Origin of the sequence: Actinoplanes hulinensis, from assembly GCF_019429605.1 — a bacterium.
In the GTDB taxonomy this organism is placed as follows: domain Bacteria; phylum Actinomycetota; class Actinomycetes; order Mycobacteriales; family Micromonosporaceae; genus Actinoplanes; species Actinoplanes campanulatus.
In genome coordinates, this window is the sequence record NZ_JAHXZI010000032.1 from 1 (window position 1) to 13,495 (window position 13,495).

13 protein-coding genes and 1 tRNA gene are annotated in these 13,495 nt (G+C 72.7%); 4 read left to right on the plus strand and 10 right to left on the minus strand.

All coding sequences use genetic code 11. The annotated features are described in order from the left end of the window. Nucleotides 1-19: 19 nt before the first annotated feature. On the plus strand, nt 20-1,024 hold the full coding sequence (locus tag KZ829_RS39440) for an aliphatic sulfonate ABC transporter substrate-binding protein (RefSeq protein ID WP_220148954.1): 1,005 nt from the start codon (nt 20-22) through the stop codon (nt 1,022-1,024). Beyond that, nucleotides 1,021-1,770 (plus strand): ABC transporter permease, encoded by a 750-nt coding sequence (locus tag KZ829_RS39445; RefSeq protein WP_220148955.1) that lies wholly within the window; start codon nt 1,021-1,023, stop codon nt 1,768-1,770. The genes KZ829_RS39440 and KZ829_RS39445 overlap by 4 nt, the downstream gene beginning before the upstream one ends. 4 nt (nt 1,771-1,774) lie before the next feature. Here the strand turns inward: KZ829_RS39445 and KZ829_RS39450 are convergent, their stop codons facing one another. Genes KZ829_RS39450 through KZ829_RS39465 form a run of 4 tightly spaced genes read right to left on the minus strand, consistent with a single transcriptional unit; the run spans nt 1,775 to nt 5,269 of the window. Beyond that, nucleotides 1,775-2,968 (minus strand): ABC transporter permease, encoded by a 1,194-nt coding sequence (locus KZ829_RS39450; protein ID WP_220148956.1) that lies wholly within the window; start codon nt 2,966-2,968, stop codon nt 1,775-1,777. Then, nucleotides 2,965-3,633: an ABC transporter ATP-binding protein gene (locus KZ829_RS39455; RefSeq protein ID WP_220148957.1), complete on the minus strand. Its 669-nt coding sequence runs from the start codon at nt 3,631-3,633 to the stop codon at nt 2,965-2,967. The genes KZ829_RS39450 and KZ829_RS39455 overlap by 4 nt, the downstream gene beginning before the upstream one ends. Next, a complete protein-coding gene (locus KZ829_RS44315) occupies nt 3,630-4,703 on the minus strand; it encodes a peptidoglycan-binding protein (RefSeq protein WP_220148958.1) in 1,074 nt (357 codons plus the stop codon). The genes KZ829_RS39455 and KZ829_RS44315 overlap by 4 nt, the downstream gene beginning before the upstream one ends. Then, entirely contained in the window at nt 4,700-5,269 is a 570-nt protein-coding gene (locus tag KZ829_RS39465; RefSeq protein WP_220148959.1) for a hypothetical protein, read from the minus strand. Before KZ829_RS39465 ends, KZ829_RS44315 begins: the two co-directional genes overlap by 4 nt. A gap of 142 nt (nt 5,270-5,411) precedes the next feature. On the opposite strand from KZ829_RS39465, the gene KZ829_RS39470 reads away from it, so the two are divergent. Both KZ829_RS39470 and KZ829_RS39475 read left to right on the plus strand, forming a co-directional pair. After that, nucleotides 5,412-6,644: a sensor histidine kinase gene (locus tag KZ829_RS39470; RefSeq protein ID WP_220148960.1), complete on the plus strand. Its 1,233-nt coding sequence runs from the start codon at nt 5,412-5,414 to the stop codon at nt 6,642-6,644. After that, complete coding sequence (locus tag KZ829_RS39475) at nt 6,641-7,297, plus strand: response regulator (RefSeq protein ID WP_220148961.1); 657 nt, start codon at nt 6,641-6,643, stop codon at nt 7,295-7,297. Before KZ829_RS39470 ends, KZ829_RS39475 begins: the two co-directional genes overlap by 4 nt. 9 nt (nt 7,298-7,306) lie before the next feature. On the opposite strand, the gene KZ829_RS39480 is transcribed toward KZ829_RS39475, so the two are convergent. The 6 genes from KZ829_RS39480 to KZ829_RS39505 all read right to left on the minus strand — a co-directional run bounded on the left by KZ829_RS39480 (nt 7,307) and on the right by KZ829_RS39505 (nt 13,436). After that, a complete protein-coding gene (locus KZ829_RS39480; protein ID WP_220148962.1) occupies nt 7,307-8,608 on the minus strand; it encodes a ferredoxin reductase family protein in 1,302 nt (433 codons plus the stop codon). A gap of 90 nt (nt 8,609-8,698) precedes the next feature. Continuing rightward, nucleotides 8,699-8,772: transfer RNA gene (locus tag KZ829_RS39485), tRNA-Cys, on the minus strand. Between the two features lie 197 nt (nt 8,773-8,969). Beyond that, nucleotides 8,970-9,815, minus strand: coding sequence for a hypothetical protein (locus KZ829_RS39490; RefSeq protein ID WP_220148963.1), 846 nt, complete (start codon nt 9,813-9,815; stop codon nt 8,970-8,972). 11 nt (nt 9,816-9,826) lie between these two features. Beyond that, nucleotides 9,827-10,321 (minus strand): SigE family RNA polymerase sigma factor, encoded by a 495-nt coding sequence (locus tag KZ829_RS39495; RefSeq protein ID WP_220148964.1) that lies wholly within the window; start codon nt 10,319-10,321, stop codon nt 9,827-9,829. A gap of 104 nt (nt 10,322-10,425) precedes the next feature. After that, the gene (locus KZ829_RS39500) at nt 10,426-11,427 is read right to left on the minus strand and encodes a TAXI family TRAP transporter solute-binding subunit (RefSeq protein WP_220148965.1); all 1,002 of its coding nucleotides are present in this window, start codon (nt 11,425-11,427) and stop codon (nt 10,426-10,428) included. Further along, a complete protein-coding gene (locus KZ829_RS39505) occupies nt 11,424-13,436 on the minus strand; it encodes a TRAP transporter permease (RefSeq protein WP_220148966.1) in 2,013 nt (670 codons plus the stop codon). The genes KZ829_RS39500 and KZ829_RS39505 overlap by 4 nt, the downstream gene beginning before the upstream one ends. Nucleotides 13,437-13,495: the final 59 nt, after the last annotated feature.

The window sequence follows — 13,495 nt, forward strand, 5'->3', positions numbered from 1 at the left end:
CCCCCCGGAAGGACCCGATATGAAGATCTTGCGTGCCGTTTTCGCGGCGGCCGCCGCGACCGCGCTGCTGGCCGGCTGCGTGCAGGGCGAGGACGCACCGGCGAAGAGCGCGGACGGGAAGGAGTCGGTCGCGCTGCGGCTGGACTACGCCTACTACAACCCGGCCAGCCTGGTGCTGCGCGAGCAGAAATGGCTGGAGACCGAGCTGGCCGGCCAGGGCGTCACGGTGAGCTGGCAGCTGTCGGCGGGCAGCAACAAGGCGAACGAGGCGCTGCGCGCGGAGGCCGTCGACGTCGGCTCGACGGCGGGCGCGGCGGCGCTGGTGGCCCGGGCGAACGGATCGCCGATCAAGACCATCGACGTGTTCAGCCAGCCGGAGTGGGCGGCCATCGTGGTGCCGAAGGGCTCGGCGGTCACCTCGGTGGCGCAGCTCAAAGGCAAGAAGATCGCGGCGACCAAGGGTACGGACCCGTACTTCTTCCTTCTCCAGGCGCTGGACGAGGCGGGCCTGAAGCCGGCCGACGTGACGGTGACCAACCTCCAGCACGCCGACGGCAAGACCGCCCTGGAGCGCGGCGACGTCGACGCGTGGGCCGGTCTCGACCCGCTGATGGCGACGTCCGAGGTGGACGCCGGCTCCAAGCTGATCTACCGGAACGTGGCCTTCAACTCCTACGGCGTGCTCAACGCCCGGGAGGGCTTCCTCACCGAGCACCCGGATCTGGCCCAGTCGGTGGTGAACGCCTACGAGAAGGCCCGCCAGTGGATCAAGGACAACCCGGACCAGGCGGTCGCCCTCTACGCCCGGGAGGCCAAGATCTCCGAGCCGGTCGCGAAGGCGGTGCTCACCGAGCGCACCCGGCTGGACATCGACCCGGTCCCGGGCGCCGCGCAGAGGGCGGTCTTCGAGAAGATCCTGCCGGTGCTGGTGGCGGACGCCAACGTGAAGAGCGAGGCGGACGCCCGGGCGGCGATCGACACCCTGTTCGAGCCGAAGTACGCGAGCGCGCGGAGCGTTTCGTGACCCGACGGGCCCTCAAGCCCGCGATCGGTGTCATCCTGCCGGTGCTCCTGCTGGTGGGATGGCACCTGGTCGCGTCCGCCGGGATCTACTCGGCCGCGCAACTGCCCCCGCCCGGCGAGGTGGTGACCGCGCTCGGCGAACTGCTGCGGCGCGGCGAGCTGTGGCACCACCTGGCGATCAGCACGCAGCGGGTGCTGATCGGGTTCGCCGCCGGATCGCTGCTCGGGCTGGCGCTCGGCGGCCTGGTCGGGCTGTCGCGTACGGCGAGCGCGGCCATCTCCCCGACGGTGCAGGCGATCCGGGCCGTGCCGTCGCTGGCCTGGGTGCCGCTGCTGCTGCTCTGGCTGGGCATCGGCGAGACCCCGAAGATCGTGCTGGTGGCGATCGGCGCGTTCTTCCCGGTCTACACGACGGTGTCGGCGGCGCTCGCGCACATCGACCCGCACCTGGTCGAGGTGGGCCGGGCGTACGGGCGCCGCGGCCTCCCCCTGCTCGGCACCGTCCTGTTCCCGGCGGCCACCCCGGCCATCCTGTCCGGCCTGCGGCTCGGGCTGGCCCAGGGCTGGCTGTTCCTGGTCGCGGCGGAGCTGATCGCCTCGTCGATGGGCCTCGGCTTCCTGCTCATCGACAGTCAGAACACCGGCCGTACCGATGTGATGCTGCTGGCCATCATCCTGCTGGCCGTGCTCGGCAAGCTGAGCGACACGCTGCTCGGATTCGTCTCGCAGCGCGCCGCCCAGGCCTGACCTCTCACGCCGTCCGGAGGGCCTCGGTCGGGGCCATCCGGGCGGCCCGCAACGCCGGGTAGAGGCCGGCGATCGTGCCGACCAGGATCGCGGCGGCCAGCCCGCCGCTCACGGCCTCCGGCGGGACGAGCGGCTGCCAGCCCCGGTTGACCGCCAGAGCCACCGTGACCCCGGCGCCCAGCAGTACGCCCACCCCGCCCCCGACCGCGCCGAGCAGCACCGACTCGACCACGAACTGTGCCGCCACGTGCCGCCGCGCCGCACCCAGCGCCCGGCGCAGACCGACCTCGCCCCGCCGTTCCAGCACCGAGATCACCATGACGTTGGCGATGCCGATGCCGCCGACCAGCAGCGCCACCGCGCCCAGCCCGAGGAACAGCGAGGTGCCGGCGTCGTCGACCGCCTGCCGGGCGGTGAGCACGTCGGACGGCTGGCTGACCGAGGTGCGGCCCGGGTTCTGCGGGTCGGCGGCGCGCGGCAGCATGTTCTCCACCTGCCCGGTCAGCGCGGTGTCGGTCCGTACGTAGATCCGGCTCGGATGCCCCTGGTAGCCGAACTCGCTCTTCGCCACCGCGAACCCGATCAGCGCGGCCCGGTCGATCTCCGGCGCCAGGTCCACCTGCCGCAGGATGCCGACCACGGTGAACCACCGCTCGCCCAGCCAGACCCGCTCGTACCCGGTCACCTCGGCGATGCCCAGCACGGTCGCCGCCTGATGGCCGAGGACCACCACCGGGTACCGCGCGGTGGCCGCGTCCAGGAACACCCCGTCGAGCAGTGCGCCGTCCAGGGTGGACAGCAGCTCGGGGTCGGTGGCCCGGACGTCCAGCCCGCCGTGCCGGTTGGCCGGCATCCGGTCGTTGCGCAGCACGTGCGTGTCCGGGATCTGCGCGGTGCCGGACGCCGACGTCACCCCCTCGGTACGCCGGATCGACGCGGCCGCGGTGGCCGGCAGCTGCTGCTCGGGCGCCCCCTTGGGCTGGCTGCTGGCCACCGTGAGCAGGTTGGTGCCGAGCCGGTCGAGCTCGGCGATCACCTGCGCCTGGCTGGACCGGGTGACGCCGAGGACGGCGACCATCGCGGCGATGCCGATGGCCACGCCGAGCACCGACAGCGCGGCCCGGCCCGGCCGGGTGCGCAGCCCGATCGTGGCGACCGGCAGCAGGTCGGCCAGGCGCATCCGGGACAGCGGGCTCATGACACCACCCGCCCGTCCAGGATGGTGACCCGCCGCTGGGCGGCGGCCGCCACGTGGGCGTCGTGGGTGATCACCACGATGGTGGCGCCCTCGGCGTTGAGCTCCCGCAGCAGCGCCAGGATCCCGTCGCCGTTGGCCGAGTCGAGGTTGCCGGTCGGCTCGTCGGCGAAGAGGACCGCGGGCCGGCCGACCAGCGCCCGGGCGATCGCCACCCGCTGCCGTTCCCCGCCGGAGAGCAGCCGGGCCCGGTGGTTCATCCGGTGGCCGAGACCGACCCGTTCCAGGGCCTCTTCGGCGGCCGCCCGCCGCCGCCGGGCCGGGATGCCCCGGTAGAGCAGGCCGGTCGCCACGTTGTCCCGGGCGTCGGCGTGGTCGAGCAGGAAGAACTGCTGGAAGACCACGCCGAGCCGGTGCGCCCGCAGCCCGGCGAGCCGGCGTTCGCTGAGCTTCTCCAGGGCCTCCCCGGCGATGCGTACCGAACCGGAGGTGGGCCGGTCCAGTCCGGCGGCCAGGTTGAGCAGGGTGCTCTTGCCGGACCCGGACGGGCCGACCACGGCGACCATCTCGCCACTGTGCACGGTGAGGTCGACGCCGCGGACCGACTCGACCGGCGGGCTGCCCGGGTACGTCTTGGACACGTCGGCGAGTTCCAGGGCGGCGGTCATGTCGCGGGCACCTCCACCCGGTCGCCCTCGCTGATGTTCCCGGTCACCTCGACCAGGCCGGAGGCGTCGTCGTAGAGGCCGGGCCTCACGTCGGCGTACGCCCCGGAGGCCAGCCGCACCCGGTAGCCGGTCCCCGGGGCGGCCAGCAGCGCCGCCATCGGGACGACCAGCACGTCCTGGTGTCGCGCGGTGGCCAGGTTGATCTGCACCGACGCCTGGTCCAGGGTGGCGCCGCCCGAAGGGCGGCCGATCCGCATGACCACCCGGACGGTGGCCGGCTCCTGGTTGCCGTTGTCGTCGGTGGCGCTGGTGGCCACCTTCCCGACCTCGAGCACCTCGCCGTCGACCGTCCCGGCGCCCGGCACGGTGACCGACACCTCGTCGCCGGCCCTGATCTGGTTCTGCTTCTCGGCGGCCAGGTCGGCGGTGACCACCCGTCTCGTGGTGGTGCCGGTCAGCACCGGCTGGTCCGGGCCGACCGACGCGCCCACGCCGATCTTCGCCTCGGTGACCCGGACCTCGCCGGCCAGGAACGCGACCGTCCCGAGGGTCAGCCGGCCGCTCCGCGTCACCTTCCACTTCTTCTGGAGGCGTCTCACCGCGGCGGCGGTCGCCGCGGTGAAGTCCCGGTCCACCGTCATCTCGCCGTCCGGGTCCATGCCGAGCGCCTTCAGGTTGCGCTCCAGCTGGCGGACGTCGTCGCCGTCGGTGACGCTGGAGTCCAGATCCCGGTACGCCGGCACGTTGCCGTAGAGCAGCCGGACCGGAGAGCCGTCGACCCGGTAGAGGACGCCCCCGCGGCGGACCGTCGACCCCGCCTTGGCGGCCCCGGTCAGGATTCCGGCGGCGCCCCGGTGGATGACCGTGTAGGAGCCGTCGAACCCGTACGTCCCGGAGATCCGGAACCGCTGGGTGACCGTGCCCTTCTCGACCGCCACGGTGTTCGTGGGCACGTCGGTGGCGCTCGCCGCCGCCTCCGGTTCCGCGGTGACGGTCCAGCCGGTGACCAGGGCGCCGGCGGCGACCACCACCCCGGTCAGCGACACCGCCACCTTCCGCCGGGCGCTCACGAGATGCCCACCGGACCGGACCAGACCTGCTCGCACGCCTTGCGGGCGGTGTCCAGGCGGCTTCCCGGTTCCGGCTTCTCGCCCTCCAGGGACGTGCCCTTGATCGGGAACCGGCCCTCGGCGTCCGGGTCCGGCCACTCCGGCACGCCGTTCTCCCGGTAGCACTGCGCCAGCTTGCGCAGCGCCTCGACGTCCTCGGGGCCGGGCGGTTCCGGATCGCCGCCCCCCTCCTTGGCGAGGGCGCCCTCCGGGATCTTCTCGATGGTCTCCCGGCATGCCTCCTCGGCGGCGTTCCAGGTCTGCTCGCCGGCCTTCTCCTCGGCGGCGTCCATCTCGTCGTCGGGCACCTTGAGGCGGTTGTCCTCGACGTACGGGTCCGGCATGTCGGCCACCCCGTTCTCCCGCAGGCACTGCACGGCCGCCCTGCCCAGGGTGAGCAGTTCCGCGTCGGAGATCGTCGGGACGTACGACGACGAGGGATCCGTGCCCGGTGAGCCGTTGACGCCGGAACATCCGGCCAGTGCGACCATCAGGGCCGCCGCTACGCAACTCGTCACGATTCTCATGGGAGCCAGGTTGGCGGTCCGGCATGCGGCCGGTCGTCCGCGAGCGGTCCGATTCTTTCCGGTACGCGTATGCCCGCGGTCGTACACCGAAGTCAGACCGTGGACGGACGGCGACGCGGCCCGGCGTCTCTAGACTGGGCGAATGTCCAGGTTAACCGGCCTCCGGTGGGTCGCCGTCGACGTCTGCGGCGCGGCCGTGCTCGCCATCGCGTCGGCGGAGGACAGTCACGGGACCGACCTGTGGGGCCTGTTCGCCACGATCATGGTCGCGAGCCTGCTGCTGGCCCGGCACCGGCCGCTGCTCGCGCTGGTGCTGAGCGTCGCCGGCACGGCGCTGCTCCACCTGCCCGAGCCGACCGGCGTCGACCCGCTCGACCTGGCCGTCCCGGTGGCGCTCTTCGCGCTGGCCGCCGCCGAGCGGCCCCGGCGGGTCGGGGCGATCGCCTGCGGGCTCCTGCTGGCCGGGATCGGCGCGGCAAGCCTGGCCGGGCCGGTCGCCCGCGCCGACGCCGTCCGGCCTCCGGACACGCACGCCGTCGCCATCCGCGTCGAGAAGCCGACCGGGCGGGTCGTCGTGGAGACCGCCGAGCCGCACTGGTCGGATCGGCTGTGGGAGAGCAGCGGGCTGATGCTCGCGCTGGCCGCCGCCTACCTGCTCGGCGACAATCTGCGCGGCCGGCGCCTGCACCTGCGCACCCTGGAGCGGCGGGCCGCCGACCTGGAGCGCGAGCAGCGGCAGCGGGTGGCGCTGGCGACCGCGGCCGAGCGCGCCCGGATCACCCGCGAGCTGCACGACGTGGTGGCGCACGGCCTGTCGGTGATGGTGGTCCAGGCACAGGGGGCGGCGGCGGCCTTGAAACGCCACCCCGATCGTACGGAGCACGCGCTCCGTGACATCGTCGCCACCGGCCGGTCGTCGCTGGCCGAGATGCGGCGCCTGCTGGCCATCGTCAGCCAGGAGCCGGAGCTGGCGCCGCAGCCCGGGGTGCAGGCGCTGCCCGAGCTGATCGACCGGATCCGGTCCGCCGGGACCACGGTCACCTTCACGGTCGAGGGCGAGCCGGCGCCGCTGCCGGCCGGGGTGGACCTGTCGGCGTACCGGATCGCCCAGGAGGCCCTGACGAACACGCTGAAGCACGCCGGTCCGGGGGCCGGCGCGGCCGTCCGCCTGGGTTTCCACGCGGAGGCCCTGGAGATCGAGGTGAGCAACGACGGCCGGCCACCGGCCGGGCCGGCCGACGTGACCGGCAACGGGCTTCGGGGGATCGCCGAGCGGGTGCGGCTGCTCGACGGTGAGCTGGAGACCGGGGTCGGTGACGGCGGCGGTTTCCGGGTGCTGGCCCGGTTGCCGCTGCGCCCGGTGGGCGCCGGATGACCATCCGGGTGGTGCTGGTCGACGACCAGGTGCTGGTCCGGACCGGCTTCCGCATGATCCTCGACGAGACCGAGGGCATCGAGGTGGTCGGCGAGGCCGGGGACGGCGCCGCCGCCGTGGAGGTGTCCGCCCGGACCAGGCCGGACGTGGTCCTGATGGACGTGCGGATGCCCGGCGTCGACGGCATCACCGCGACCGAGCGGATCCGGGCCCTCTCCCCCGCCCCTCGGGTGATCATCCTGACCACCTTCGACCTGGACGACTACCTGTTCGCCGGGCTGCGCGCCGGGGCCAGCGGCTTCCTGCTGAAGGACACCCTGGCCGACGACCTGATCGCCGCGGTCCGGGTGGTGGCCTCCGGTGAGGCGGTGACCGCGCCGAGCGCCACCCGCCGGCTGATCGCCCACTACGTCGCCGCCCCGGCGGCCGGCCCGGCCCGCGCCGACCACCGGCTGGATCCGCTCACCGCCCGGGAGCGGGAGGTGCTCACCCTGATCGCCCGCGGCCTGTCGAACGCGGAGATCGCCGGGTCGCTGTGTGTCTCGGAGGGCACCGTGAAGACCCACATCGGACGGATCCTGGCGAAACTCGGCCTGCGCGACCGCATCCAGGCCGTCATCCTGGGCTACGAGTGCGGCCTGGTCACCCCATAGGGCCGCCGGCTAACCCGCGAGGCGGAACAGTTCGGCGTGCACCTGGCGGGACGGGACCTTGAGGCGGCGCAGGCCGGCCAGGACCGCCTCCGTCAGGGCGGCCGGGCCGCACACGTACACGTCGCGGTCGGTGATGTCGGGGACCATGGCCCGCAGCCGGTCCGGGTGGAAGGGCTGGTTGCCGGGCCCGGTCCGGCCGGTCAGCAGGTGCAGCCGGGCGCCCCGGGCGGCGGCCAGGTTGCGCAGTTCGCCGAGCAGGACCGCGTCGGAGCCGCCGCGGACCCGGTAGAGGACGATCACGTCGTCGCCGATCCGCGGGTCCTCCAGCAGGGACCGGATCGGGGTGACACCGATGCCGCCGGCGATCAGCAGGGTGGCGGTGCGGGCCCGCCGGTCCAGGGTGAACGCCCCGTACGGCCCTTCGGCGAACACCCGCGACCCGACCGGCAGGTCCCGCAGCCCGGCCGTGGTGCCGCCGACCGCCTTGGCGGTGAGCCGCAGCGACCGCCCGTTCGGCGCGGCCGACAGCGAGAACGGGTTGACCTGCCACCAGCGGTTGTGCCCGGGGAACCGCCACAGGAAGAACTGCCCGGCCCGGGCCCCCAGCTTCTCCAGGTCGCGGCCGGTCACGTGGACCGACACCACGTCGTCGGACTCGGGCACCACGGCGGCCACCCGCAGCCGGTGCCGGGAGTTGCGGACCAGCGGCACGATCACCCGGTTGGCCAGCAGCGCGCCGAGCACGAACGCCCACAGCCCCCACCAGTACAGCTTCGTCGCCAGGTTGGTGCGGAAGGCGGTGCCCTCGACGTACTGGTGGATCAGGCCTAGCACCAGGACGGCGTAGAGCAGCAGGTGGACGGCGTGCCAGGCCTCGTAGGAGAGGCGGCGGCGGGCGGCCCGGATCGACAGCGCCACGACCAGCACGATGAGGGCGACCGCGATCATGCCGAGCAGCACCGGCCACTGCTTCGCCAGGGTGAGCGCGGTGGCCGGCACCGGGTCGCGGCCGGCCCGGGCGAACCCCACGATCACCCAGGCCGGGTGCAGCAGGGCCAGCCAGAACACGGTGAGCCCGGTGCGCCGGTGCCAGCGGGTCAGCCGGTCCATGCCGAACGACCGGTCCAGCAGCGGCAATCGGGAGATCAGCAGCACCTGTACGGCCAGGGCGAAGGCGAGGTAGAGCCCGAGGAGACGGCCGGCGGCCCCGATCAGGTTGTAGGCGGGCGGCCGGCCGAACAGGAACAGGACGTGGACGGCGGCCAGGTTGACCACGAGGAACACCGCGACCGCGGCACGCGCGAGGATCATCCGCTCTCCCCCAGCTGGACCTCCATCATGGGGGTTGTACCGCGGTCGGCGCCGTCCGGTTCAAGACAGTACGGAATTGTTTCTCAAGAATGGAGGCCGCAACCGGATTCGAACCGGTGTCGATCGTTTTGCAGACGATTCCCTAACCACTCGGGCATGCGGCCGTGAAATGGTGCGCGCATTCGGGTGCCAAAAGCAACGCCGCCCGTTCCCAACAGGGGACGGGCGGCGCGGCAAGCATCGCGAACGGCTCTAGCCGCACCACCGGTCGGGGGTACAACAGACGCGACACATAGCCGATCTCCTTCTAGAGCCGTTCGAAGCTGTGGCCCACATTAATCGAGCCCCGGGAAATGCGCAACTATTTGAATCCGTCCCCGCTGGCGAACTCCACCAATTGGTCGACGGTGAACGGCAGCGACTCCAGCGGTCTCCCGCCCTCGACGTTGGTGGACAGCCCCTGCGCGACGAAGACGACGGTGTCGTCCGGGTGCTGGAAGGCGACCCACTGGTCGACCCCGTCCCGTGTGCTCGGCCCGGCCACGATGCCGGCCTCCTCACCCGGGCGGACGGCGCGCTTCTCACAGGAGCCGCCGATGCCCCAGAACGACTGGGCCAGTTCGCAGGGGTCGGCCGGGAGGTCGTGGCCGGGCTCGTGGACCTCGATGAGGATCTGCCCGGCCCGGCCGGCCCTGACCAGCTGCACCGACACCAGGTACACCCAGTGGCCGTCCTCGATGGTGGCCTGGTGGTAGCGGAACGGGATGTCGTCCGGGCTGTTCCCGGTCGGCACGATGTACCCGGCCGGCACCACCTCGATCAGCTTCTCGAGCAGCGCCACACCCTTCTGGTAGTGCACGCCGGAGTCCGCGGTGGCGTCGCCGCTCGCCTCGGCCGGCCAGGACGGCTTGGTGTTCTCCTCCGACGGCACCTGACCGGACGGGAAGGCCGTGGGGAACGCCTCCGCCGGCGCGGACGGTCCGGCGGCCGGCGCCCAGCCCGTACCCCCGCCGAGGTAGCCCTGGCCGGGCAGGGCCGCGAGGGTGACGCCCAGGACGACCGCCGCGGTGCCGGCACAGGCCAGGATGTTGCGCCGCCGGGCGGCGCGGCGGGCCGTGACGAGCGCCGTCCGCGACTCCATCGGTGGCGGCTCGGAGTGCTGTGTGATGGTGGCGCGCATGGCGGTGCGAAGCTCGTTCTCGTCCATGGGAGGTCCCCTCAGTCGGCGTTCACGGGATGGGCGACCAGCGTGCGCAGCGTGTCGAGGCCGCGTGCCGCCTGGCTCTTGACGGTTCCCGCGGAACAACCGAGTGCCGCCGCGGTGTCCTCCACGGACAGGTCCTGCCAGTAGCGGAGCACCAGCACGGCACGCTGCCGGGCCGGCACCCGGGCGAGAGCGCCGAGCAGCGTCACCCGGTCGTCGGACGGCTCCGGGGCCGCGGCCCGCTCGATCCGGGTCTCCTGCGGCCGCTCCCGCCGCCACCAGCCCCACCGTCCCTCGTCGATGAAGGTCGAGATCAGGACCCGGCGGACGTACGGGTCGAGCGATTCGTGCCGCTGGACCCGGTTCCACCGGAGGTAGAGCTTGGTGAAGGTCTGCTGAACCAGGTCCTCGGCACGGTGCCAGTCACCGCACAGCAGGAACGCCGTCGCCCGCATGGCGGACGATCTGGCCGCGAAGTACTCGGCGAACGCCTCGTCGCGGTCGGTCATGAGGTCTCCATCCCGTCGGTCCCGCTAATCACGAGGCGAGCACCGGGGAGGGTTGCATACGGATGTGGGAGGCCGTCGGATCGGCCTCCCACATCCGATATGGGCTACTTCGGGGCGCCCAGGTCGTCGAGCGCCTTGGTGGCGCCGCGGTGGACGGTCACCGGGGCGGTCTGGCGGGCCGTCTCCAGCGTGATCTCCTTGGCCGCGGCGTTGGCCTGTTCGAGCTGGGCCTTGCGGTCGAAGAGGGTCCGGGTGAGCACGCAGGCCACGTCCGGGTCCAGGTCCTCGCGGACCAGCAGGACGTTCGGCACCACGATGGTCTTCACGTCCGCCGGGGTCCGGTAGGTGGCCGCCGGGATGACGCCCTCCTGGTAGACCTCGTTGATTTTCTGCATCTCCGGCAGCAGTGGGGTGATGTCCAGGAACTCGACCTGGTCGGCGCTGGTGGTGAGCAGATCGGTGATCCCCGGGGTGGGCAGGCCGCCGGACCAGAACAGCGCGTCGATGGTGCCGTCCTTCATCCCGTCGACGGTCTTGGTGAGGTCCAGTTTCTGCGCCTGCACGTCGGTGCCCGGCTGGAGCCCGGCCGCGGTCAGCAGCCGGTTGGCGATCACCTCGGTGCCGGACTTCGGGGAGCCGGTGGAGACCCGTTTGCCCTTCATCCCGGCGACGTCGGAGATCCCGGCCGCCTTGCGGACGATCACCTGCGTGTAGTTGCTGTGGATCCGGGACAGCGCGGCGACCTTCTGCTTCTCGGTGAAGCTGCCGGTGCCGTTCACCGCGTCGGCGGCGGTGTCGGCCAGGGAGAAGGCGACGTCGTACGTGCCGGCCACCAGCTGCTGGATGTTCTGCACGGACGCGCCGGTCTCCGCCGCGGTGGCCTGGAGTTTCCCGCCCACGGCGTTGATCTGCTCGGCGTACGCGTTGCCGAGGGCGAAGTAGACCCCCGTGGCGTTGCCCGTCGCGATGCCGGTCCGGGTCGCGTCGGCCACCTCGCAGGTGACCGCGCCGCCGGTGTCGGTGCTCGCGGTGTCCTGCCGGCCGCCGCACGCCGCGGTGGCGACCGCGAGCATGCCGACCAGCACTGACCCCAGTATTCGTCTCATGCTTCTCCTCCGGGTGGGGTGGTGGTGCGAGGGCGAATCTCCACGGGGGGCCGGTGCCGGCGCTGCTCCAGGGCCGCGACGCCGGCGGCGGCCAGCAGCGCCGCCAGCCCGGCCGCGATCGCCACCGGGTCCAGGTAGAGCAGCAGCAGGCCGGCGGCCGCGGCCAGCACCCGGGTCACCGGCCCGGCCGCGCCGACGCCGGGCAGCCACGCGCCGGTCGCGACGGCCAGCCCGAACACGGCCAGCCCGGCCACCACCGTGGTCCAGAGGACGCCCAGGAACGGCCCGCGGGCCAGCAGGTGTTCGCCGTTGGCGGTGAGCACGAAGGCGATCGGTGCGAGGAACGCCGGCAGCGCGTACTTCAGCGCCTGCCACATGGTCGCGATGGCGCGGCCGCCGGTGATCGCGCTCGCGCCCACGGCGGCCAGCGCGGTCGGCGGGGTCACCTCGGACAGCACCGAGTAGTAGAAGACGAACATGGCCGCCGCCGGGGCCGGTACGCCGAGACCGAGCAGCGCCGGGCCGATGATCACCCAGCCGATGATGAAGCTGGCCGTCACCGGCACCGCGAGGCCCAGCAGTGCGAGCGCGAACGCGGCCAGCACCACGGTCAGCGCGAGCACCGCCCGCGGCTCGTCGGTGATCGCGCGGGCGCCGTTGACCAGCAGCGACGCCAGCTGGGCGCCGAGGCCGGTCTTGGTGGTGGTCGCGGTGATCACCCCGGCCGCGGCGCAGACCGCGACCACCGGCAGGACGCCGCGTACGCCCGCGGACAGCGCCGTGAAGATCCGGGGCGGGGTGAGCCGGTGCCGCCGGTCCAGGAAGGACAGCGCGCCGGCCAGGATCGTCGCGTACACCACCGAGCGGGTGGCGCTCATCCCCAGGGCCAGCAGCACCACGATGACGATCAGGGAGGAGAAGTGGTAGCCGAACCGGGTGAGCAGCCGCCAGGCGCTGGTGGGCGGGGCGTCGACGGCGCGGACCCCGTACCGGCGGACGTCGATCTCGACGGCGAGCAGGATGCCCAGGTAGTAGAGGACGGTCGGGATCATCGCCCAGCCGAGGACGGTCAGGTAGGAGACGTTCAGGTACTCGGCCACGATGAACGCGGCCGCGCCCAGTGTCGGCGGCGACAGGATGGCGCCCACACCCGCGGCCGCCAGCATCCCGCCGGCCTGCTCGGGTGGGTAGCCGGCGCGGCGCAGCATCGGCCAGGTGACGGCGCCGACGCTGACCGCGGTGGCCGTACCGGATCCGGAGACCGTGCCGAGCAGGAAGCCGGCGGCGACCGCGGTGCGCCCGGCCGCGGAGCGTGACTTACGGAAGGCGGCGACCGACAGGTCGACGAAGAACCGGCTCGCCCCGGACAGGTCCAGCACCGCGCCGTAGATGGTGAACAGCACGATGTAGGTGGCCGCCACGTCCAGCGGGGTGCCGTAGAAGCCGCTGCCGGAGTTGTAGAGGGCGTCGACGATCTGCGCGAAGTCGAGTCCGGCGTGCGCGATCGGCCAGGTCTGCGGCAGCAGGCCGCCGTAGTAGCCGTACGCCAGGAAGGCCAGGCAGACCACCGGCAGCGCCCACCCGGTGGTGCGGCGGCAGGCCTCGATCACCAGGATCAGCAGGACCGCGCCGAAGACGATGTCGACCGGTTCGAGCAGCCCCTGCCGGTTCAGGAAGTCGTCGTAGCCGCCGGCGATCGGATAGAGACAGACCACCAGCGCGGCGCCGGCCAGGATCCAGTCGGTCACCCCGGGTGTCTCCCGGCCTTTGCCGAGACCCGATTTGTACGCGAGGAAGACGAGCGGCAGGGTCCCGGCCAGAAAGATGATCAGGTAGTACTGGCTGCCCTGGGCGAGCGGGCGGAACACCTGCCAGAGGACGAGCAGCGCGACGGCGAACGCGACGACCGAGACGAACACCCCGACGCGGCCGCTCAGCTCCCGGGCGGGCCGCTCCTCCTCGTCGTAGCGCACCGCCGGCGGGTCCACCGGATATCGATCATCGCCCATGAAACGGACAGTACTATGTGACATCCCTTCCAGTAACGATCGTGACCCGATCAGGGAGC

Coding starts and splice junctions, on each gene's coding strand:
- KZ829_RS39470 (WP_220148960.1), top strand. CDS start 5,412: ATGTCCAGGTTAACCGGCCTCCGGTGGGTCGCCGTCGACGTCTGCGGC.
- KZ829_RS39495 (WP_220148964.1), bottom strand. CDS start 10,321: ATGACCGACCGCGACGAGGCGTTCGCCGAGTACTTCGCGGCCAGATCG.
- KZ829_RS39475 (WP_220148961.1), top strand. CDS start 6,641: ATGACCATCCGGGTGGTGCTGGTCGACGACCAGGTGCTGGTCCGGACC.
- KZ829_RS39505 (WP_220148966.1), bottom strand. CDS start 13,436: ATGGGCGATGATCGATATCCGGTGGACCCGCCGGCGGTGCGCTACGAC.
- KZ829_RS39480 (WP_220148962.1), bottom strand. CDS start 8,608: ATGATCCTCGCGCGTGCCGCGGTCGCGGTGTTCCTCGTGGTCAACCTG.
- KZ829_RS39465 (WP_220148959.1), bottom strand. CDS start 5,269: ATGAGAATCGTGACGAGTTGCGTAGCGGCGGCCCTGATGGTCGCACTG.
- KZ829_RS39490 (WP_220148963.1), bottom strand. CDS start 9,815: ATGGACGAGAACGAGCTTCGCACCGCCATGCGCGCCACCATCACACAG.
- KZ829_RS39450 (WP_220148956.1), bottom strand. CDS start 2,968: ATGAGCCCGCTGTCCCGGATGCGCCTGGCCGACCTGCTGCCGGTCGCC.
- KZ829_RS39440 (WP_220148954.1), top strand. CDS start 20: ATGAAGATCTTGCGTGCCGTTTTCGCGGCGGCCGCCGCGACCGCGCTG.
- KZ829_RS39500 (WP_220148965.1), bottom strand. CDS start 11,427: ATGAGACGAATACTGGGGTCAGTGCTGGTCGGCATGCTCGCGGTCGCC.
- KZ829_RS39455 (WP_220148957.1), bottom strand. CDS start 3,633: ATGACCGCCGCCCTGGAACTCGCCGACGTGTCCAAGACGTACCCGGGC.